The 19,975-nt window shown below is 66.9% G+C and carries 19 protein-coding genes; 15 read left to right on the forward strand and 4 right to left on the reverse strand.

Annotation, left to right across the window (positions count from 1 at the left end):
- Positions 1–25 precede the first annotated feature (25 nt).
- From B3H47_RS05920 to clsB, 11 genes are all read left to right on the forward strand, one after another.
- Complete coding sequence (locus B3H47_RS05920; protein WP_286730084.1) at positions 26–484, forward strand: nuclear transport factor 2 family protein; 459 nt, start codon at positions 26–28, stop codon at positions 482–484.
- A 39-nt stretch (positions 485–523) separates the two neighbouring features.
- On the forward strand, positions 524–1,063 hold the full coding sequence (locus B3H47_RS05925; protein ID WP_286730085.1) for an RNA polymerase sigma factor: 540 nt from the start codon (positions 524–526) through the stop codon (positions 1,061–1,063).
- Entirely contained in the window at positions 1,060–1,926 is an 867-nt protein-coding gene (locus B3H47_RS05930; RefSeq protein WP_286986431.1) for an anti-sigma factor family protein, read from the forward strand. The genes B3H47_RS05925 and B3H47_RS05930 overlap by 4 nt, the downstream gene beginning before the upstream one ends.
- Positions 1,927–2,082: 156 nt before the next feature.
- A complete protein-coding gene (locus B3H47_RS05935; RefSeq protein ID WP_286986482.1) occupies positions 2,083–2,853 on the forward strand; it encodes an extracellular solute-binding protein in 771 nt (256 codons plus the stop codon).
- Between the two features lie 81 nt (positions 2,854–2,934).
- Positions 2,935–4,227 (forward strand): glutamate--cysteine ligase, encoded by a 1,293-nt coding sequence (gene gshA, locus B3H47_RS05940; protein WP_286986432.1) that lies wholly within the window; start codon positions 2,935–2,937, stop codon positions 4,225–4,227.
- 19 nt (positions 4,228–4,246) lie between these two features.
- On the forward strand, positions 4,247–5,275 hold the full coding sequence (gene gshB, locus B3H47_RS05945; RefSeq protein WP_286986434.1) for a glutathione synthase: 1,029 nt from the start codon (positions 4,247–4,249) through the stop codon (positions 5,273–5,275).
- A gap of 36 nt (positions 5,276–5,311) precedes the next feature.
- A complete protein-coding gene (locus B3H47_RS05950; protein WP_286986435.1) occupies positions 5,312–7,567 on the forward strand; it encodes a sensor histidine kinase in 2,256 nt (751 codons plus the stop codon).
- Positions 7,568–7,763: 196 nt separating this feature from the next.
- A complete protein-coding gene (locus tag B3H47_RS05955) occupies positions 7,764–8,423 on the forward strand; it encodes a peroxiredoxin (RefSeq protein ID WP_013124279.1) in 660 nt (219 codons plus the stop codon).
- A gap of 141 nt (positions 8,424–8,564) precedes the next feature.
- On the forward strand, positions 8,565–9,068 hold the full coding sequence (gene nudB / locus B3H47_RS05960; protein ID WP_286730090.1) for a dihydroneopterin triphosphate diphosphatase: 504 nt from the start codon (positions 8,565–8,567) through the stop codon (positions 9,066–9,068).
- A gap of 12 nt (positions 9,069–9,080) precedes the next feature.
- Complete coding sequence (locus B3H47_RS05965) at positions 9,081–9,917, forward strand: endonuclease/exonuclease/phosphatase family protein (protein WP_286730091.1); 837 nt, start codon at positions 9,081–9,083, stop codon at positions 9,915–9,917.
- A gap of 23 nt (positions 9,918–9,940) precedes the next feature.
- Positions 9,941–11,305: a cardiolipin synthase ClsB gene (gene clsB, locus B3H47_RS05970; RefSeq protein ID WP_286986441.1), complete on the forward strand. Its 1,365-nt coding sequence runs from the start codon at positions 9,941–9,943 to the stop codon at positions 11,303–11,305.
- Between the two features lie 75 nt (positions 11,306–11,380).
- Here the strand turns inward: clsB and B3H47_RS05975 are convergent, their stop codons facing one another.
- A complete protein-coding gene (locus B3H47_RS05975) occupies positions 11,381–12,643 on the reverse strand; it encodes a sensor domain-containing diguanylate cyclase (protein ID WP_286986444.1) in 1,263 nt (420 codons plus the stop codon).
- A 206-nt stretch (positions 12,644–12,849) separates the two neighbouring features.
- Between B3H47_RS05975 and B3H47_RS05980 the strand changes: the two genes are divergently transcribed.
- The 3 genes from B3H47_RS05980 (at position 12,850) to B3H47_RS05990 (ending at position 15,312) form a co-directional block, all read left to right on the forward strand.
- The gene (locus tag B3H47_RS05980) at positions 12,850–13,893 is read left to right on the forward strand and encodes a sulfurtransferase (protein ID WP_286986446.1); all 1,044 of its coding nucleotides are present in this window, start codon (positions 12,850–12,852) and stop codon (positions 13,891–13,893) included.
- Entirely contained in the window at positions 13,878–15,032 is a 1,155-nt protein-coding gene (locus B3H47_RS05985) for a YeeE/YedE thiosulfate transporter family protein (RefSeq protein WP_276705851.1), read from the forward strand. The genes B3H47_RS05980 and B3H47_RS05985 overlap by 16 nt, the downstream gene beginning before the upstream one ends.
- Positions 15,033–15,123: 91 nt before the next feature.
- Positions 15,124–15,312, forward strand: a complete 189-nt coding sequence (locus tag B3H47_RS05990) for a hypothetical protein (RefSeq protein WP_276705850.1) — start codon at positions 15,124–15,126, stop codon at positions 15,310–15,312.
- Here B3H47_RS05990 and rapZ read toward each other — a convergent pair.
- The 3 genes from rapZ to B3H47_RS06005 are packed head-to-tail and all read right to left on the reverse strand — an operon-like array spanning position 15,273 to position 18,824.
- On the reverse strand, positions 15,273–16,232 hold the full coding sequence (rapZ, locus tag B3H47_RS05995; protein ID WP_276705849.1) for an RNase adapter RapZ: 960 nt from the start codon (positions 16,230–16,232) through the stop codon (positions 15,273–15,275). The genes B3H47_RS05990 and rapZ overlap by 40 nt on opposite strands.
- Positions 16,229–17,905 carry a DNA repair protein RecN gene (gene recN / locus B3H47_RS06000; RefSeq protein WP_276705848.1) on the reverse strand — a complete coding sequence of 559 codons (1,677 nt, stop codon included), beginning with the start codon at positions 17,903–17,905 and terminating at the stop codon, positions 16,229–16,231. The genes rapZ and recN overlap by 4 nt, the downstream gene beginning before the upstream one ends.
- 25 nt (positions 17,906–17,930) lie before the next feature.
- Complete coding sequence (locus B3H47_RS06005; protein WP_286986450.1) at positions 17,931–18,824, reverse strand: NAD kinase; 894 nt, start codon at positions 18,822–18,824, stop codon at positions 17,931–17,933.
- Positions 18,825–18,940: 116 nt separating this feature from the next.
- On the opposite strand from B3H47_RS06005, the gene hrcA reads away from it, so the two are divergent.
- Positions 18,941–19,960 carry a heat-inducible transcriptional repressor HrcA gene (gene hrcA / locus B3H47_RS06010; protein WP_013124290.1) on the forward strand — a complete coding sequence of 340 codons (1,020 nt, stop codon included), beginning with the start codon at positions 18,941–18,943 and terminating at the stop codon, positions 19,958–19,960.
- Positions 19,961–19,975: the final 15 nt, after the last annotated feature.

Raw genomic sequence — 19,975 nt, forward strand, 5'->3', positions numbered from 1 at the left:
ATCCCAACCCTTAACGGAGCTGAAGATGAAAACCGCCACTCGACTGACCCCCACCCTCGCCGCCGCGGCGCTGGCCCTCTCGGCGCTCTGGATCGCGCCGTCGGCCTACGCCGACACCCCCGTCGAGGCCGCCCGCACGCACATCGAGGCGATTGCCGCAGGCAACGTGGACGCCATCACCGCCAGCTACGGCCCGGACGCCGTGCTCGAATGGGTCGGCGGCCCGCTGGATGGCCGCTACGACGCCGCCGACACCATCAAGACCACCTGGACCAAGTTCACCAAGGCCAACGGCCCGCTCAAGGCCGAGATCACGCATCTGCAGGAAGCGGCCAACCCGAAGGGCGCCACCGTCACGGCCGATGTCGTATTCCAGGGCAAGACCGCCATTCCCGTGCGCTACGTGCTCACCTATCGCAGCGGCAAGCTGGTCGATGAAATCTGGCAGATCGACCCCAAGCTCGCCAGCAAAGGCGGATACTGATTCCACCCACGGCCCGCCCGCCCTCAAACCCGCCCCGTCATGGCCGACCGCCACCAACTGCTGACCGAGCAGATCCCGCACCTGCGGCGCTATGCCCGCGTGCTCCACGCCGGGCGCATGGCCGACGCCGACGATCTGGTGCAGGACACCCTGGAGCGCGCCGTCAACAAATGGGGGCTGTGGCGCGGGGTGGGCAGTGTGCGGCCCTGGCTGTTTTCCATCATGCACAACCTGTTCGTCGATCACTGCGCCGTGCGCAATGCGCAGGCCACGGAGTCTCTGGACGATCTGCCAGACGCCGCCCATCCAGTGCAAGCCGCAACACAGGAGCTTCACTTCGAAGCCCTCGAACTGCTGGCCGCCCTCCAGCGCCTGAGCGTGCCCTTGCGCGAGGTGTTGCTGCTGGTGGCCGTGGAAGGGCTCAGCTATACGGAGGCGGCCAAGGCGCTCGGCGTACCCACCGGCACGGTGATGTCGCGCCTGTCGCGCGCCCGCAGCCAGCTCTGGCAACTCACCAACGGTGAAGGAGCGCAGCGCCCTGCCTTGCGCATCATCGATGGGCAAAGGAGTGTGGGATGAATCCGCAACGCCCCGACCGCGACACCCTCATGGCCTACGCCGACGGCCAGCTCGACGCGGCCCGCAGCGCCGAGGTCGATCGCTACCTGGAATACGAAGCCCGGCTGGCCCTGAATGGCGATGTGCCACCACACGGCGCGCGAAGCTCCGTGAGCGCGGAAATCGCCGCCCTGCAGGCGCAGAACCTGGCGCTGCGCGAGGCACTCGCTCCCATGCTCGACGAACCGGTGCCCGCGCGCCTGTTGCAGCCTCTCGCGCCGCCTGCGCGCCCCTGGGCACGCGCGGCAGTCGTGGCGTTGTGGATCGGCGTGGGCGCGGCGGCCGGCAGCCTCGCCACCCGGGAGGCGCTGCAGCAAAACGGCCCCGTGGTCACCGCGCAGAACGAAGGCATGCAGCACTTCGTGCATCAGGCCGAACTCGCCTACGCCGTCTACACCCCGGACGCGCGCCGCCCAGTGGAAGTGCGCGAAGGCAGCGATCTGACCACCTGGCTGTCGCGCCGCCTGCAGCGACCCATCGTGGCGCCCGACACCCTGCCCGGCGGCCTAGTGCTCATGGGCGGCCGCCTGCTGCCCGGCATGCCGGGCAAGCCCGCCGCACAGCTCATGTACCAAGACGCGCAGGGCCACCGCGTCACGGTCTATCTGCGCGGCATGGCCAAACCCACCGCCGAGATTTCATTTCGCATCGTGCCCGGAAAACCGGCGTCCACCTTCTATTGGGTGGATCGCCAATGGGGCTACGCGCTGACCGGCGATCTGCCCCGCGCCCAATTGCTCGACGCAGCGCGCGTGCTCTATCAGCGCTACACCACCGACGATCCACCCGCCCTGCCAGGTTCCACAGCCGCGCCGCAAGCCTGACTTCGCGACGCAGCTTTCGATTCCCCTCGCCCTGCAGACCGACGCTTTGGCGTCGATCGACCGGGTTTTTTTCGACGTTCAGGAGTGCTCATGACCCAACCCACCTCACCCAACCCGACCGCTGGCCAAACCCCCGACGCCGGACGCCGCGCCCTGCTGCGCACCAGCCTGCTGGGCGCCGGCTTGCTGCTGGCCTCGGCCACGCCGCTGGTCCTGGCAGACAACGCCCCGTCGCTCAAGGTGTACGGCCCGGGCGGCCCGGCGCCCGCCATGAAGGAAGCGGCCACGGCCTTCGAGAAAGCCACGGGCATCAAGGTCGAAGTCACCGCCGGCCCCACTCCGAAGTGGATCGACGCCGCCCGGGCCAACGCCGACCTGATCTTCTCGGGATCGGAAACCATGATGAGCGACTTCGTCACCGCCATGAACGGCCAGCTCGACAGTGCCGACGTCACTGCGCTCTACCTGCGGCCGCTCTCCATCCTGGTGCGCCCGGGCAACCCCAAGCACATCACCGGCTTCACCGATCTGCTCAAGCCCGGCCTCAAGGTGCTCGTGGTCAACGGCGCCGGACAGAACGGGGTCTGGGAAGACGCCGCCGGTCGCCTGGGCGACATCCGCACCGTGCGCGCGCTGCGCAAGAACATCGTCGCCTATCCAGCCAACAGCGCGCTGGCCCGCCAGGCCTGGATCGACCAGCCCGACATCGACGCCTGGCTGATCTGGAATATCTGGCAGGTCTCCAACCCCAAGCTGGCCGAACAGGTGGCGGTGGAAGAGCCTTACCGCATCTACCGCGACACCGGCATCGCCCCGACCACGCGCGGCAAACAGCTGCCCGCCTCGCAGCAGTTCATCGCCTTTTTGCAGAGCCCGCAAGGCGCGGCGATTTTTCAGCGCTGGGGCTGGACGACGAACGGCGCCTGAACCGGGGCAGATGCGGCAACTCAGCGCGTTTGCGCTGCGTCTGCAAGAATCGGGGCTGTCCCCGCTTTTGCAAACAGAACAATGATCCCGCATCTCATCACCTCCTCGGGCGATCCCGTCCTCGAACTCGAACAGCGCATCCTGGAGGCGCAGCCCTCCATCGAGCGCTGGTTCCGCCTCGAATGGATGGAGCACACCCCGCCGTTCTACAGCTCGGTCGATCTGCGCAACGCCGGCTTCAAGCTCGCGCCGGTCGACACCAACCTCTATCCCGGCGGCTTCAACAATCTCTCCCCGGAGATGATGCCGCTGGCGGTGCAGGCCGCCATGGCCGCCATCGAGAAAATCTGCCCGGAGGCCAAGAACCTGCTGGTGATTCCCGAGAACCACACCCGCAACACCTTCTACCTCGAAAACGTCCACACCCTGATGCGCATCTTCCGTCGGGCTGGGCTGAATGTGCGTCTCGGGTCGCTCGACGAGACGGTCACCGAGCCCATGCACCTCAAGCTGCCGTCGGGCGGCGAGCTGGTGGTGGAGCCGCTGATCCGCAACAAACTGCGCCTCGGGCTGAAAGACTTCGACCCCTGCACCATCCTGCTCAACAACGATCTGTCGGGCGGCATCCCGCCCATCCTGCAGGGTCTGCATGAGCAATACCTGCTGCCGCCGCTGCATGCCGGCTGGGCCGTGCGGCGCAAGTCCAAGCACTTCCACGCGTATGACGATGTGGCGAAAAAATTCGCCAAGCTCATCGGCGTCGATCCGTGGATGCTCAACCCCTACTTCGCCCAGTGCGGCAAGGTCAATTTCCACGAGCGCCACGGCGAAGACTGTCTGGCCGAAGCGGTCGACAGCGTGCTGGCCAAGGTGCGCAAGAAGTACAAGGAATACGGCATTCAGGAAAAGCCCTTTGTCATCGTCAAGGCCGACGCGGGCACCTACGGCATGGGCGTGATGACCGTGCGCGACCCCAGCGAGGTGAAAGACCTCAACCGCAAGACCCGCAACAAAATGAGCGTGGTCAAGGAAGGGATGGAAGTCAGCGAAGTGCTGATTCAGGAAGGCGTGCCCAGCGTCGAGCGGCTGCAAGAGGCCGTGTGCGAGCCGGTGGTCTATATGATGGATCGCTATGTGGTGGGCGGTTTCTACCGCGTGCACGCCGACCGCGGGCCGGATGAGAACCTCAACGCCCCCGGCATGCACTTCGTGCCGCTGGCATTCGAGGAACAGTTCAACGTCACCCACCCGGAAGCGGCCCCCGGCACCAACGGGCCGAACCGCTTCTACATGTACGGCGTGATCGCCCGGCTGGCCATGGTGGCCGCCAGCTACGAGCTGGAGCGCACCGACCCTGATGTGGGACTGGGCTGAGCCCGCGGGAACGCCCATCATGCAACTGCTGTTCATCGCCGACCCGATCGCGTCCTTCAAAATTTACAAGGACACCACCTTCGCCATGATGCGCGAGGCGCAGGCGCGCGGCCATGTGCTCTGGGTTTGCGAAGCCGCCGATTTGCACTGGAGGGGAGGGAACTCCTCCACAACCACCGTCCCGACGGGTGGGGAGGAGGCGATTGCAGCGCCAGTCACCGCCGTCTGCCGCCGCATCGAACTCACCGGGGCCACGTCGGGGCACGACTGGTACCGCGTGATCGACCAGCGCCCACTGGCCTTGCGCGAGGTGGATGCGGTACTCATGCGCAAAGACCCGCCCTTCGACAGCGAATACTTCTACGCCACCCATCTGCTGCAGCAAGCCGAGCGCGAAGGTGCGGCCGTGTTCAACAGCCCCCGGGCGCTGCGCGACCACCCGGAAAAGCTCGCCATTCTGGAGTTTCCGCAGTTCATCACCCCCACTCTGGTCAGCCGCCGCGCGGCCGAAATCAAGGCGTTCTACGGTGAGCATGGCGACATCATCCTCAAGCCGCTCGACGGCATGGGCGGCACGGGCATCTTTCGCCTGCGGCAGCAGGCCGACGGCAGCCCCGATCCCAACCTCAACGTGGTGATCGAAACCCTCACCGCCTTTGGCGCCACCACCGTGATGGCGCAGCGCTTCGTGCCCGCCATCGCGCAGGGCGACAAGCGGGTGCTGATCATCGACGGCGAGCCCGTGCCCTATTGCCTGGCGCGCATTCCGCAAGGCGGGGAGACACGCGGCAATCTGGCCGCCGGCGGATTGGGCGTGGCGCAGCCGCTCTCAGAGACCGACTGGGCCATCGCCCGCGCGCTGGGGCCGGTGCTGGCCGCGCGCGGCCTGCTGCTGGTGGGCATCGACATCATTGGCGACAAGCTCACCGAGATCAACGTCACCAGCCCGACCTGCTTTCAGGAAATCACCCAGCAATCCGGCTGCGATGTGGCCGCGCGCTTCATCTCCGCGCTCGAAGCCGCCGTCACCCGATCCCGCCCCGATTGACGCTGCGGGCGCGCGGTGGGCGACAATCCGCCCATCATGCAGATGCCGCAAACCCGTTCCGCCCGCATTTTGATGGCGGCCTTGCTGCTGACCCTCGCGGGGGTCACCACGGCGCTGTACATCGCCCTCAATCAACCCTGGCTGGGGCTCACCCTGTCATCCCGCGCCGATGCGTACAGCCCAGGCATCGAGGTGCTGCATGTCGCTCGCAACGGCCCCGCCGCCGCCATCGCTCAAGGCTCGCGCTTGCTGTCGATCAGCGCAGGCGGGCAGCGCGTGGCCTTGCAGCCCAGCGACCTGATCGAAGAGCCCGACTATTTCGACACTTACGCCGAAGTCGAGCGCTTTTTTCAGCGCCAAACGCAGATCGCCGCGCTGCAGGCGCGTCCCCTGCTGCTGAGCTGGCAAGACCCCGCCGGACAGGTCTTCGAGCAGGCCGTCACACCCCTACCCAACCGTCCGCTCGCCAGTCTGCCTTTGGTGTTCTGGTTCCAGTTGCTCTGCGGCGGCGTGGCCCTGCTCGTCGGCGCCTGGGTGTACGCGCTCAAACCCAAGAGCTGGCCGGGGCGGCTGCTGGCGCTCTCGGGGCTGCTGTTTCTACCCAACACCTACTCGGCCGCGATCTACAGCACCCGCGAACTGGCGCTGCCCGGCGGTCTGTTCGAGTTGCTCTCGGCCATCAATCATCTGGGCGCGCTGGGGTTCGGCGGCGCGTTGGCCGCGCTGTTTCTGGTGTACCCAGCGCGACTGGCGGCGGCGAAGTGGCTCTGGCCCGTGCCCATCATCGTGGTGGGCTGGTGGGCGATGGATGCCGCGCGGCTGGCGCCCAATATGAGCTGGGGAGTGCGCATTCCGTTGCTGCTCGAAATCCTGCTGGCCGTGGCGCTGGCCGTGGTGCAGTGGCGGCGCAGCGCCATGCGCGCGGCCGACCGCGCCGCGCTGCGCTGGTTCATGCTCTCGGCCATGCTGGGCGCTTTCACCTTTGTCGTCTTCACCTTCGGTTCGAGAATGATCGGGGTGTTCACGCCGATGCAGCAGGGCTATGCCTTCGGTTTTTTTCTCGCCATGTACCTCGGCTTGGCGCTGGGGGTCGGGCGCTATCACCTGTTCGACCTCGACCGCTGGGCCTACCGGCTGCTGCTGTGGGTGCTGGGGCTGGGGCTGATCGTCGTGCTCGACATGCTGCTGGTGCTGCTGCTGAACTGGCGCCACGACCTGTCACTCATCCTCACCCTGCTGCTGGCCGGGCTGCTGTATTTGCCGATGCGGCAGTGGCTGTGGGGCCGCATGATGCAGGGCGAGTTGCCGCCCATCGATAAGCTGCTGCCCGAGATCATTTCGGTGGCCTTCACCGCGCAGACGCTGGAGCGCGAGCGCCGCTGGCTCGGCCTGCTCGACCGGCTGTACCAGCCGCTGCACAACCTGCCGATGCCGCCAAGCGAGGCCGACACCGCCCCCGGTCTGGCGCAGGACGGCATGGAACTGCGCATCGCCCCGGCTGGCGGCTTGGCCGCGCGCCGCCTGCAGGGTCGCAGCGCCGGCCAGCGCCTGTTCACCGTGACCGACGCTGACCTGGCCACCTCGCTCGTGACCCTGTTCAACCAGGCTGCGGCGGGCCGCGACGCGCTGGAGACCGGCGTGCAGCAAGAGCGCGACCGCATCGCCAGCGATCTTCACGACGACATCGGCGCCAAGCTGCTCACCCTGCGCCATCTGGTGCACGGCGAGCGCGAGCAGGCCATGCTGATGACCACCATCGACCAGTTGCGTGCCATCGTGCGCGGGCTGCGGCAGGCGGTGCAGCCGTGGGAAGAGTTCGCCGCCGACATCCGCTCGGAAACCGCGCAACGCCTGGCCGCAGCCGGTATGGCGCTCGACTGGCCGTCGCCGCTCATCGGTGGGCTGAGCGCCGCTCGGCTGCCCCCTCAAGACGCCGCGCAGCAATACCACCTGCGCGCCCTGTTGCAAGAGGCGGTGAGCAACGCCATACGCCACGCCCGCGCCAGCCGCGTTTCCGTGCGACTGAGCATCGTCGATGCAACCCGTATGCGGCTGGACGTTTTCGACGACGGCATCGGCATCGACCCGCAACATGCCGCCACCGGACATGGCCTGACCAGCATGCAGATCCGCGCCCGCGCCCTGGGCGGCCAGATCGCCTGGCGCCGCAACATTGACCGCGTACCGTCCAGCGCGCCCACGGGCAAACCAGCGGAAAGCACCGCGCCGCCTTCGGGTCACGGCACCTGGGTGGAATTGGTGTTTCCCCTTGGGCCTGTTCACCCTATTTAGTCGCCTGTCACAACCAAGTCGATCCGACCGCGCACAATGCGCCTCATTCAGTTTTTCAAAGCGCCGGTTTCGTCATATGTTTTTCCTAACCGTTCGATTGTGACAATCGATTGGATCAATTTTAGGGTTTTCCCTAGACTTCATTCTCAACGGCACACCCGCCGCATGTTTTCTTCCCACCACAAGGAGCTCAACCATGGAACAAACCACTGAAAATTTCGGCCTGCCCCGCCTCAACGAGCCCGCGCCCAACTTCAACGCCGTCACCACCCACGGCCCCCGCACCCTGGCCGACTACAAGGGCAAGTGGCTGATCCTGTTCTCGCACCCGGCCGACTTCACCCCGGTGTGCACCACCGAGTTCATGGGTTTCGCCCGTGAAGCCGAAACCTTCAAGTCGATGAACTGCGAGCTGCTCGGCCTGTCGATCGACTCCATCTTCGCCCACCTGGCCTGGGTGCGTTCGATCAAGCAACACTTCGGCGTGGACATTCCCTTCCCCATCATCGAAGACCTGAAGATGGAAGTGGCCCGCGCCTACGGCATGATCCACCCCGGCGCCGCCGACACTCAGGCCGTGCGCGCCACCTTCTTCATCGACCCCAACGGCATCCTGCGCGCCATGGTGTACTACCCGATGAGCAACGGCCGCTCGATCAACGAGTTCGTGCGTCTGCTGCAAGCCCTGCAGACCAGCGACAAGCACGGCGTGGCCACGCCGGAAGCCTGGTGCCCGGGCGACAAGGTCATCGTGCCCCCGCCGAAGACCTCCGCCGCCGCTGAAGAGCGCGTGAGCAAGGGCGCGGCGCAAGGCATGGAAGTGACCGACTGGTACTTCTCCAAGAAGACGCTGTAATTCATCAACGGGAACTCCCCGTTGCCTGAATACCCAAGCCCCGGCCCGCCGGGGCTTGGGTTTTTGTTTTGCGCAAAGGCCGCAAGAAACGAGGGCGCGGCAAGCAAGCGTTTGCAGCCTGACTTCCTTAAGATGCGGGTCATGGATGCAACGACTCAGTCCCCCTTCTCCCCGTCCGAGACCGGACGCAAGATTCCGGTCTCGGTGCTGGTGGTGATTCACACTCCCGCACTCGATGTGCTGCTGATCGAGCGCGCGCTGCAGCCCGGCTTCTGGCAAAGCGTGACGGGCAGCATCGACGCCCCTGGCGAACCCCTGATGGACACCGCCCTGCGCGAAGTGGCCGAAGAAACCGGCATCCAGGTGGGCGGCATCGCCGTGCCCCTATCCGCGCTGCGCGATTGGCGGCTGGCCAATGTGTACGAAATCTATCCGCTATGGCGGCATCGCTACCCGGCGGGCATCTGGAAAAACACCGAGCATGTGTTCAGCCTCGAAGTGCCCGCAGGCACTCCCGTCACCCTGGCCGCACGCGAACACCGCGCATGGGCCTGGCTGCCGTGGCAGGAGGCGACCAAGCGCTGCTTTTCGGCCTCGAACGCCGATGCGATCCGCCAGTTGCCGCGGCGCTTTCCTTCGCGCTGAACAGGCCCGGTCATGGAACTGCGCGTCGCCTCCTACAACATCCACAAAGGCGTGCTCGGCCACGGCCCGGCCAAGCGCGCCAGCATTCTGGAGTTGCAGACGGCGCTGCAGGGGCTTGAGCCCGATCTGGTTTTTCTGCAGGAGGTGCAGTTTTTGCATCAGCGCAACGCGCGCCGACTGAGCGGTTGGCCCGCGCTGCCGCAGCACGACTTTCTGGCGCAGGCGCTGAACATGCACGCGGCCTACCGCACCAATGCCTGCACCCGGCATGGCGAACATGGCAATGCGCTGCTGTCGCGCTATCCCATCATCGACATCGCCCACTGCGATGTATCGGACCACCGCTTCGAGCAACGCGGCCTGCTGCATGTGCAGGTGGCGCTGCCCAAGGGCGGGCCGCTGCACTGCATCGTGGTGCATTTCGGGCTGTTTGCCGCCAGTCGACAGCGCCAGACCGATCGCCTGCTCGACTACATCGCGGCGCAGGTGCCCGCGCAGGCGGCGCTCATCGTCGCGGGCGATTTCAACGACTGGCACGGCCGCATCGGCCCGCAACTGCTGCAGCAAGGCCTGGTCGATGTGAGCGAGCCGCCACTCAAGACCAATGGCAAGACCTCTTGGCGCAAGCGCGTGCGCACCTATCCCGCGCGGCTGCCGCTGATGCCGCTCGACCGCATCTACGCCCGCGGTCTGAGTGCCAGCGAAATCGGTCTGGGCTGGGGTCGCGCCTGGGCCCGGCTGTCCGACCACGCGCCGCTGCTGGCCTCGCTGCGCTGCGACCAGCCAGACTGCCCCGAGTCGCCCCTGCCCGACCCGGCCGCCGCTGCGTCTGCGCCCATCGCCGCGTGAGCGCGTAGCCCGAGCGCCGCCCCTTGCCTGCCCCGTCCTTGCAAGCCGACACGCTGCCCCACCCTCTCGATGAACCGCTGCGCTGGACCGGCGGCGGCGCCCCGCGGCTGCTGCCCTACGGCAGCGCGCTATTCCCGGCCATGCAACAGGCAATCGAGCAAGCCCGCGAAAGCATCTGGCTGCAGACCTACATTTTTCATACCGACGAGGCCGCGATGACTCTGGCCAGCGCGCTGTGCGACGCCGCGCGGCGCGGGGTGCAGGTGCGGGTGCTGGTGGACGGGCTGGGTTCGAGCCGCAGTGTCGAGGCGCTCTCCGGCCGCTTCACCGAAGCCGGGGTGGAGTTCATGGTGTTTCGTCCCTGGCGCAAATGGCTCGATGTCGTGCAGCGGGGTCGCTGGCGGCGGCTGCACCGCAAGCTGTGCGTGGTGGACGCGCACACCGCCTTCATCGGCGGCATCAACCTCATCGACGACCGACTCGATATTCACCACGGATGGAGCGCGCAGCCCCGGCTCGACTATGCGGTGCAATACCACGGCCATCTCGCGCGCCAGACGCAGTGGGTGATGCAGCGACTATGGCTGCGCACCGTGCTCACCGGCAGCCTGCAGCGCCGCCTGCGCAAACTGCCCGGCCCCGGCGTGTTCGACACCTCGCCCAACCGCCGCGCCTACTGGCAGGAACTGCTGGACTGGGGCAGCGACATGCCCGTGGCCGACGAAGACGGCGCGCCACTGCCGCCCAGCAGCGCCACAACGGCCACGCCCCGCACACCCGCACCCCGCCCTACCCCGCAGACCCTTGCGCAAAGCCTGGCCGCGTTGGTGGTGCGCGACAACTTCTCGCAGCGCCGCGCCATCGAGCACAGCTACATCCGCGCCATCAACCGCGCGCGCGAGCGCGTGCTCATCGTCAGCCCCTACTTCTATCCGGGGCTGGAGTTTCGCCAGGCGCTGAAAAATGCCGCAGCGCGCGGCGTGCGCGTCGAGCTGCTGCTGCAAGGCCGTATCGATTACCGCATGGCGGCGTGGGCGGCGCGAGCCCTCTACGGCGAAATGCTGCGCGCCGGGGTGCATATCTATGAATACACCCCCGCCTATCTGCACGCCAAGGTCGCCGTGGTCGATGCGGACTGGGCCACGGTCGGCAGCTCCAACATCGACCCGCTATCGCTGCTGGTCAATCTCGAAGCCAATCTCGCCGTGCTCGACCGCGCCTTCGCGCTGGAACTGGGCGCGCATATCGAAAGCCAGATCGCGCAGTCGCTGCCCATCAACACGCCCGACCGTCTGCGCACGCGGGCGCCGTGGTGGCTGCGGCCGTTCGTGGCCGTCGCCGCGCGGGCCTTTGTCGCCCTGGCCGGCGGGGTAAAAAACGAATATTAGCCCCCCCGAAAGCCGCGCTGCACGCGGCTCTCCCCCAGGGGGCAACGAAACACTTGGGGCGGCCCGGCGTGTTTCTTAGGCTCCCCCTTGGGACGATTCGCCGCACACGCAGTTGCGCCCCATCTGCTTGGCGCGGTAGAGCGCCCGGTCGGCGCGCACCAGCACATCGGCGGTGCGCTGATCGCCTGAGCGCGACTGGGTCATGCCGATGCTGACCGTGAGCGCCACTGCCTCGCCCTCGGCCAAGGCGATGGCCTCAGCGCTGACCGCAGCGCGCAGGCGCTCGGCGATCTGCCCCGCCTCGGCCTCGTCCGCGCCGTCAAGAATCAACAGAAACTCCTCGCCGCCCAGCCGTCCGAAAAAGTCGCGGCTGCGCTTTTCACCCTCGATGATCTGGACGAAGCGACACAGCACCCGGTCGCCCGCGGCGTGGCCGAATCCATCGTTGATGCGCTTGAAATAGTCGAGATCGAGCAACAGCACCGACAGCGGCGCCCTGCGCTGCAACAACCGCTCGAGAATGCCCAGAATGCTGGAGCGGTTGTGGACGCCGGTCAGGCTGTCGAAGGTCGCCAGATGTTCGAGCCGACGCTCCAGCGCCTTGCGCTCGCTGATGTCGCGCCAGATGCCTTCGACCCCGGCGTATTGGCCCTGCTCGTCGCGCAAGGCCTGGGTGCTGATGGAGATGTCGACGATTACCCCGTCCTTGCGCCGCATGCGGCCCGGAAAATCATGCACCGCACCGTGCTGGCGAATCTCGGCCACCAGGGCGTCGCGCTCCGACAGATCGGGATAGAAGGCCGCAGCGGGCAGGCCGATGATTTCCTCGGCGGTGTAGCCCAGCACGTTCTTCACCGCCTGGCAGACGTAGCGGGTAATGCCCTGCGCATCGGTGCGGTAGAACACATCCTGCATGGTGTTCATCATGCGCTGGAAATCTTCGTCGGTCTGGCGCAGGCGCTGCTCCATCGCGGCGCGCTCGGTCATGTCGAGAAAGGTCGCCAGCACCGCGCGCTCATCGTCCACCACCACGATGGCGCTGCTCATGGCCAGCATCAGCGGCTGGCCGTCGCAGGTGTAGGCGCGAATTTCAGTGACCGGGTTGATGCCGTCGCCCTCGGCGTGACGCAGCCGCGCCAGCGCGCGGTGCAGATCGAGCGGGTGAATGAAAACATCGACCTCACGCCCGATGACGTCGGACGGCTGGAGCGCCCGCAGCAGCCGCAGCGCCGCGGGATTGGCGTAACGCACGGTATCGCCCACGAGCATCGCTACACAGGCTGGCAACTGGTCGATCCATTCTGCGCTGGGGCGACCCGCCTGGTCGGGGTCAGCCATGACGAACTTCGGGCGCCGGATGCGTAACCCGGTCTGGATGGCTTGGGGCGTGCATGATAGGTTCCACTCTGCGATGGGTATGAGAAAACAGGTTAGCACTGCGCAGAGCGCATGGTCCGGCGGGCTGATCTCATATGCCCTGCGGTTGGATGCGCATGACAACTCTGTATTTCCGTTTTCGCCGCCGGACTTCCAGAATGCAGTGCATGAACACGCCGTCCCCCGCCCCTTCTTCTCTTCACCCCCCTCGCCGTTCCGCCTGGTCACGTCTGTGCCGCATCTGCGCCCTGGGCTGGCTGCTCGCCGCCTGGGCCTTGCAACAAGGCGTCAGCGCAGCGCCATCAGCGCCATCCGCGCCGGGCGCCGCGCAGACTTTCGGCCCGCTGATCTCGGCGCAAGCCCTGGCCACTCAACCTACCCAGGTGCGCATCATCGACCTTCGCGACGATGCGGCAGCGGCCAACGTGGCGCACATTCCCGGAGCACTTCCCGCGCCCTATGCCGACTGGCGCGGCCCCTCGAACAATCCGGGCCAGCTCCTGCCGCTGCCTCGGTTCACCGCTCTCGTCCGGCGACTGGGCCTGAACGCCGAAACCCCCGTGGTGCTCGTCGCCAGCGGGGATGACCCCAGCGATTTCGGCGCGCCCGCCCGCGTTTACTGGACGCTCAAATGGCTGGGATTGCAGCGCCTCGCCATTCTCAACGGCGGCATGACCGCCTGGCAGGCCGCCGCCCTGCCGCTCACCCGCCAGCCCACGCCCGCGCCGACGCCCAGCGCGTTCACCCCGCAACTCGACGACGCCCTGCTCGCCACCCGGTCCGAAGTGGCGCGCGATCTCGGCCACCCCAGCACGCTGCTGCTGGACGCGCGCCCCCGTGCCTTTTATCTGGGCCGCGAAAAAGCCCCCGCCGCAAGTCGCCCCGGCACCCTGCCCGGCGCGCTGGACTTCGACAATCTGCGCTGGTTTGAACCGGGCAGCGGCGCCCTGCCCGCTGTGTCCACGCTGCAGCGAACCGCCGCTCAGTTGCCACAGCAGCCCGGCGCCGTGCAGATCGTCTCGTTCTGCAATACCGGCCACTGGGCCGCAACCAACTGGTTCGTACTGTCCGAAGTGCTGCACCGCCCGCATGTGGCGCTCTACCCCGGCTCGATGGTGGACTGGTCGCGCGCCGACGCCCCCATGGCCCATGTCCCCACCCGCTGGCAACAACTCCGGCAGCAACTGGAACAGACATGGCAAGCACTCTGAGCTCAACGCTTCACACCACAGCGGCGCAGACCATAAATCAAGGACAACGCCGCCTTGGCAGCGGCCTGTTGATGCTCGGCGGTCTGGCCGGGTTTGCCGCCATTACCTGGCTGGTCGGCTGGCGGCAGGGCCTGCTCTGGCTGATCGGCCTGGGCTATGGCGTGCTGCTTTCGGCGGCCGCCTTCGGCTTCACCACCGGCTGGAGGGTATGGATCACTCGGCGCGACCCCATAGGGCTTTGGGCGCAATTTGTCGGCATCGCGGTGGCCATGCTCATCAGCGTGCCTCTGCTAGCCGCGCAGCCCGCGCTACAGGGCGCCGACGGGCCGCTTTCCATCAGTCTGTTGATAGGCGCCTTCGTGTTCGGCGCCGCCATGCAGGTCGCCGATGGCTGCGGCTCGGGCACTTTGTACAAGGCGGGTCTCGGTCATCCGGTGAGTCTTGCCGTGCTGCCCGCCTTCGTGTTCGGCAGCTTTCTCGGCGCGGCTCAGCTTCCAGCCTGGCTAACGCTGGGCGCACTGCCGCCGGTCAATCTGGTGCACCGCCTCGGGGCCGCCGAAACGCTGATCGTCCAGCTTGCGGCCCTCGCCCTGCTGGCCGCGCTGTTGTGGAGGTTTCGCGGCACGCAACCTTCACGCTGGCGCGGGCCTGCGGTGTGGTGGGCCGCCATCGGCCTGGGGCTGCTGGCGGCCGCCAATCTGGTGGTTGCCGGGCAACCCTGGGGCATTGTGTACGGCCTGGGGCTATGGGGTGCCAAGATCGTGCAGGCGCTGGGCTTCGATCTGAGCGGCAACGCCTTCTGGGGCCTGCCGGCCCAGCAGGCCCAGTTGCACGCCACGGTATTGGCCGATAACACCAGCGTCACCGATCTGGGTTTGTTGCTGGGCGCGCTCATCGCTGCCAGCTGGCGCGGGAAAGCCAGCCCAGCGGTAAGCCTGCTCGAACGGCAATGGCTGGCTTCCGTTGTTGCCGGCTTACTGCTGGGCTATAGCTCGCGGCTGGCCTTCGGCTGCAATGTCGGAGCGTATTTTTCAGGCATCGCCACCGGCAGCCTGCACGGCTGGGTGTGGTTCGCCTGCGCGTTCGCGGGCAGCCTGGTGGGCGTGCGCGTGCGCCATCGTCTGGGCATGGCGGATTGAGCCCACCCCGAAAACCATCGCTGCGCTCGGTTCTCCCCTCAAGGGGCGGACATTCTTGGGGCGGCCCGGCGAATGTCTTGAGGAACTCTCGATGAAACGCAAATTACCCTGGCTGATCGCCCTGTTCTGGGCCGCCGTGGTCGTGCTGCTGGTGCTGGACTGGCGCGTAAGCACGCCGCACGACCGGTTTGCCGAACCGCCTCCTCTCGCACTGGGCAACGGCCCGGCGGCTGACGCGGGTCACTGCTCGCTCGCCCCCGTCGCGCCCAACTCGCGGTGACGCAGCAGTATGGTGTACTGGCTGGCGAAAGCGCGGCTGAGTTGTTCGCTAAGAAACACCGAACGATGCTGCCCGCCGGTACAGCCGATGGCCACGCCGACATAGCTGCGGTGATCGGCAGCCAACTTGGGCAGCCAGCGCTGCAAAAACCCGCTGATGTCGGCCTGCATCTGCAGCACCTCGGGCTGGCGCAGCAGAAATTCGGCCACGGGGGCGTCGCGCCCGGTCAGGGGCCGCAGTACCGGGTCGTAGTGCGGGTTGGGCAGCATGCGCACGTCGAACACATAGTCGGCGTCGAGCGGCACGCCGCGCTTGAACGCGAACGACTCGAACAGAACCACCATCTGGCTGTCCTGCACCCGCACGGTTTGCTTGATCCAGTCGCGCAACTGGGCGGACTTCATCTGGCTAGTGTCGGTGTGTAGGCCGATCTCGGCCACCGGGCGCAGCAGTTCGCGCTCCATCTCGATGGACTCGATCAGCGCGTTGGCGTAGCCCTCGCCGCGGGCGGCAGCAGGGTTGCCGATCTGCTGCGCGGTCACGCGGCTGGTGAGCGGATGGCGGCGGCGGGTTTCCGAAAACCGCTGCACCAGCGTGTCGGTGGCGCAGTCGAGATAGATCGCGTGCACCTCGCAGCTGGCCCGCAGGTTTTCGAGCAGACCCGGCACGTCGGCCAGCGACTCGGCGCTGCGCGCGTCCACTGCGACGGCCACACGCTTTTGCCCCGAGGCGCGGGTCTGCTCGACCAGCGGGGTGATGAGTTGCGGCGGCAGGTTGTCCACGCAGTAATAGCCGGAGTCTTCCAGCGCGGTCAGCGCCACCGACTTGCCCGAGCCGGACAGCCCGGAAATCAGCACCAGCTGGTGGGTCGATCGCGCATCGGCAGGCGTTGGGACAGCAGCGGTTTCAGACGGGCTCATCGGGTTTCCAGGGACGGGGTTTCGCAAGCCGAGAGCAGCTCGCTGGCATGCTCCAGCGCGGCGCTCGATTGCGCGTTGCCGCCCAGCATACGGGCGATCTCGCTGCGCCGTTGTGACGGGTCGAGCGCGTCGAGCAGGCTGGCGGTCTGCCCGTCCGTGCTGTACTTGCGCACTGCGAAATGCTGCTGCGCGCAAGCGGCCACCTGCGCAAGATGGGTGACGGCCAGCACCTGCCGGTCACGCCCCAGGCGGCGCAGCAGCCGTCCCACGGTTTGCGCCACGGCGCCGCCGATGCCGGCGTCCACCTCGTCGAAAATCAGGGTTTCGGTGTCTTGCAGTGCGCTGGTGGTCACGGCGACGGCCAGGGCGATGCGCGACAGCTCGCCGCCGCTGGCCACCTTGCCCAGCGCCCGCAGCTCCGCGCCGGGATGCGCCGCCACCTGCAGTTCCACCGCCTCGGCCCCACGCGCGCCCACAGCGTCGAGCGGGGTGAGCGCCACGTCGAAGCGCCCGCCGGGCATGCCCAGTTCCTGCATGGCCGCCTGCACCGCCTTGGCCAGTTGCTGCGCGGCCTTGCGGCGCTTGGCGCTGAGCTTGGCCGCCGCCTTCTGCAGCGTGACCTGCGCGGCCTGTTCGGCGCTTTCCAGCGCGGGCAGGTCGATACTGCGGTCGAGCTGCTGGAGTTTGTCGCGCAGGGCGTGATGGGTTTGCGGCAGGTCGGCCGCCGCCACGCGATGCTTGCGTGCGAGATTCATCCAGCCCGAAAGCCGGGCGTCGAGTTCGGCCAGACGCTGCGGGTCGGCCTCGGTACGTTCGGCCAGACGGCGCAGTTCGTGACTGAGGTCGCTCAGGCTGGTTTGCGCCGCGTCGATCTGTTGCACCAGCGGCTGCAGCCCGGCATCGACCTGCGCCGCTCGCTCCAGCGCCTGCTGCGCCTGCGCCAGCAAAGACAGCGCACTCACGTCCTCGCCGTCAAGCGCCCCCTGCGCCAGAGCGAAGTCTTCGAGCAGACTGCTGACATGTGCCAGTCGCTTGTGTTCGCTCTCCAGCGTGGCCCACTCGCCCTCGGCAGGACGCAGACGATCGAGTTCCTCGCACTGCCACTGCAGGCGCTCGCGTTCTTCAGCCAACGCGCCGACGTCGCCTCTAGCCTGCTGCAAGGCCGCGTCGGCATCGCGCCACTGGGCCCAGGCGAGCGCGACGGCCCGGGCTTCGTCTTGCGCCCCGGCGTAGCCGTCGAGCAGGTGGGTGACGACTTCGCGCCGCACCAGCCCCTGATAGGCGTGCTGCCCATGAATGTCCACCAGCCATTCCCCCGCGGCCTTGAGTTGTGCGGCGGTGGCCGGACTGCCGTTGAGAAAGCCGCGCGACTTGCCCTGCGCGTCGATCACGCGGCGCAGCAGCAGCGTGTCGGCCTCGGCGGCGAATCCCTGCTCGTCCAGCCATGCGGCCAGCGGCGGGCTCAGGCTGAACTCGGCGCTGATCTCTGCGCGCTGCGCCCCCGCGCGCACCACACTGCTGTCGGCGCGCTCGCCCAGGGCGAGCTTGAGCGCGTCGATCAGGATGGATTTGCCCGCGCCGGTTTCACCGGTGAGCACGGTAAAGCCCCCCGCCAGATCAATATCGAGCTCGGGAACGATGACAAAGTCGCGCAAATGCAGATGCAGCAGCATGGCTCAGGGGAAAAGACGCAAATGTTCAGGATTCATCGGGCACTTCATGCCAATGAAGTTTCCGGCGCAGGGTGGAGAAATAGCTCCAACCCGGCGGGTGGAGAAACACGCAGCGATGCGGCGCCTGCGCGATGCGGATGCGATCGCCGCCGATCAGCTCGGCATAGCTCTGCATGTCGAAGTTCACGCTCACGTCGCGCGGCGTGACCACCTCGATCACGATATCGGCACCGCCCGGCAGCACGATGGGGCGGTTCGACAGGGTATGCGGCGCGATCGGCACCAGCACCACACCGTCCACGCTGGGGTACAGAATGGGCCCGTAGGCCGACAGCGCATAGGCCGTGGAGCCCGTCGGCGTGGCGACGATCAGGCCGTCTGCGCGCTGCACATACATGAAGCGGCCGTCCACCTCCACCTTCAGTTCCACCAGCCCCGACGCGCCGTTGCGATTGACCACCACATCATTCACCGCAATGGCGCTGAAAATGGTCTGCCCCGCACGCTCCACCGCGCCGCTGAGCATGGCGCGCTCCTCGCGCTCGAAGTCGCCAGCCATCAGTCCGTCGATCGCGGGCTCCCACTCGCTGTCGGCGATATCGGTCATGAAGCCCAGCCGTCCCGCGTTGATGCCCACCAGGGGCACATTCAGCGGAGCCAGCCTGCGCGCCGCGCCCAGCATGGTGCCGTCGCCGCCCAGCACCACCGCCACCCAACCGCCCTGCGCGGTGCGCTCGGCCAGCTCGCTGCTGCGCAGCACCGGGTAAGGCAGCTCGGTGTGCTGCGCGGTGAGCTCGCCCACCCAGACCTCCACCCCGGCCCGGCTCAGCCGCGCGGCAATCTCGCCAAGTTTGCGCTGCGCCTGCGGCGCTTGATACTTGCCGATCAGCAAGACCTGCTGGAACACGGTACGGGGCATGGGGTTCAAAGTTGAGACATGGCGGAGAACACCGCCCTGGCGGCAAATTACAGCACAGGCGCAAGTCCGGCGTAGCGTGTCGTGCCCGCGCACCGTCTGCAGCCTAAAATTTGCGCATGGACGAACGCGCCCGACTGCTGCTCAAAACCCTGATCGAACACTACATCGCCGACGGTCAGCCGGTGGGTTCGCGCACGTTGTCGCGCGCTTCGGGGCTGGAGTTGTCCGCGGCCACCATCCGCAACGTCATGGCCGATCTCGAAGACATGGGCCTGATCGCCAGCCCGCACACCTCGGCGGGGCGCATTCCCACCCCGCGCGGCTACCGGGTATTTGTGGACGCCATGCTCACCGCCCAGCCGCAGATGCCAACCGACCTGCTGCCGCAGACGCTGCAACAGCACATCGACACCGCCCCGCCGCAACAAGTGATGATGCGGGCGGCGCAGCTCATGTCCAGCCTGTCGCAATTCGTCGGCGTGGTGCTGGCGCCGCAGCGTAGCGCCGCGTTTCGCCACATCGAGTTTCTGCGCTTGAGCGAACATCGCATTCTGCTCATCATCGTCAGCCCCGAGGGCGATGTGCAAAACCGCATGCTGCACTGGCCGCACGCCCTCAGCCAGAACGAACTCAATACCGCCACCAATTACCTCAACGCCCATTTTTCGGGCCTGAGTTTCGAGCAGGTCACGCAAAAGCTCGGCAGCGAGGTGGAGCACCTGCGCAGCGAACTCGTCGCCCTCATGCAGGCCGGTGTGCAGGCCGGCAGTCAGGCGTTGCAGCAACCGCAAGATCAAGTCGTCATCTCCGGGCAACAACAATTGCTCGGCATCGGCGACTTTGCGGGCAATCTGGGCAAGCTGCGCCAACTCTTCGATCTGTTCGAACAAAAAGCCCAGTTGCTCAAGCTGATGGATGCCTCCGCCCGCGCCGATGGCGTGCGCATCTACATCGGCGGCGAAAGCGAGGCCGTGCCGTTTGAAGAACTCTCCGTCATTACCGCACCCTATGCAGCCGACGGCAAAGTGGTCGGCACCCTCGGCGTCATCGGCCCCACCCGCATGGCCTACGACCGCATGATCCAGATCGTGGACATCACCTCCAAGCTGGTGGGCAATGCGCTGAGCCAGCGGTAGGGCCTGTTAACGCGC

It is taken from the genome of Thiomonas sp. UBA7699, assembly GCF_002482605.1.
GTDB classification, from domain to species: Bacteria; Pseudomonadota; Gammaproteobacteria; order Burkholderiales; family Burkholderiaceae_C; genus Thiomonas; species Thiomonas arsenitoxydans.

Excerpts from the sequence above, each read along its gene's own strand:
- B3H47_RS05920 (WP_286730084.1), top strand. The coding sequence starts at position 26 with ATGAAAACCGCCACTCGACTGACCCCCACCCTCGCCGCCGCGGCGCTG.
- B3H47_RS05925 (WP_286730085.1), top strand. The coding sequence starts at position 524 with ATGGCCGACCGCCACCAACTGCTGACCGAGCAGATCCCGCACCTGCGG.
- B3H47_RS05930 (WP_286986431.1), top strand. The coding sequence starts at position 1,060 with ATGAATCCGCAACGCCCCGACCGCGACACCCTCATGGCCTACGCCGAC.
- gshA (WP_286986432.1), top strand. The coding sequence starts at position 2,935 with ATGATCCCGCATCTCATCACCTCCTCGGGCGATCCCGTCCTCGAACTC.
- gshB (WP_286986434.1), top strand. The coding sequence starts at position 4,247 with ATGCAACTGCTGTTCATCGCCGACCCGATCGCGTCCTTCAAAATTTAC.
- B3H47_RS05950 (WP_286986435.1), top strand. The coding sequence starts at position 5,312 with ATGCAGATGCCGCAAACCCGTTCCGCCCGCATTTTGATGGCGGCCTTG.
- B3H47_RS05955 (WP_013124279.1), top strand. The coding sequence starts at position 7,764 with ATGGAACAAACCACTGAAAATTTCGGCCTGCCCCGCCTCAACGAGCCC.
- nudB (WP_286730090.1), top strand. The coding sequence starts at position 8,565 with ATGGATGCAACGACTCAGTCCCCCTTCTCCCCGTCCGAGACCGGACGC.
- B3H47_RS05965 (WP_286730091.1), top strand. The coding sequence starts at position 9,081 with ATGGAACTGCGCGTCGCCTCCTACAACATCCACAAAGGCGTGCTCGGC.
- B3H47_RS05975 (WP_286986444.1), bottom strand. The coding sequence starts at position 12,643 with ATGGCTGACCCCGACCAGGCGGGTCGCCCCAGCGCAGAATGGATCGAC.
- B3H47_RS05980 (WP_286986446.1), top strand. The coding sequence starts at position 12,850 with ATGAACACGCCGTCCCCCGCCCCTTCTTCTCTTCACCCCCCTCGCCGT.
- B3H47_RS05985 (WP_276705851.1), top strand. The coding sequence starts at position 13,878 with ATGGCAAGCACTCTGAGCTCAACGCTTCACACCACAGCGGCGCAGACC.
- B3H47_RS05990 (WP_276705850.1), top strand. The coding sequence starts at position 15,124 with ATGAAACGCAAATTACCCTGGCTGATCGCCCTGTTCTGGGCCGCCGTG.
- rapZ (WP_276705849.1), bottom strand. The coding sequence starts at position 16,232 with ATGAGCCCGTCTGAAACCGCTGCTGTCCCAACGCCTGCCGATGCGCGA.
- recN (WP_276705848.1), bottom strand. The coding sequence starts at position 17,905 with ATGCTGCTGCATCTGCATTTGCGCGACTTTGTCATCGTTCCCGAGCTC.
- B3H47_RS06005 (WP_286986450.1), bottom strand. The coding sequence starts at position 18,824 with ATGCCCCGTACCGTGTTCCAGCAGGTCTTGCTGATCGGCAAGTATCAA.
- hrcA (WP_013124290.1), top strand. The coding sequence starts at position 18,941 with ATGGACGAACGCGCCCGACTGCTGCTCAAAACCCTGATCGAACACTAC.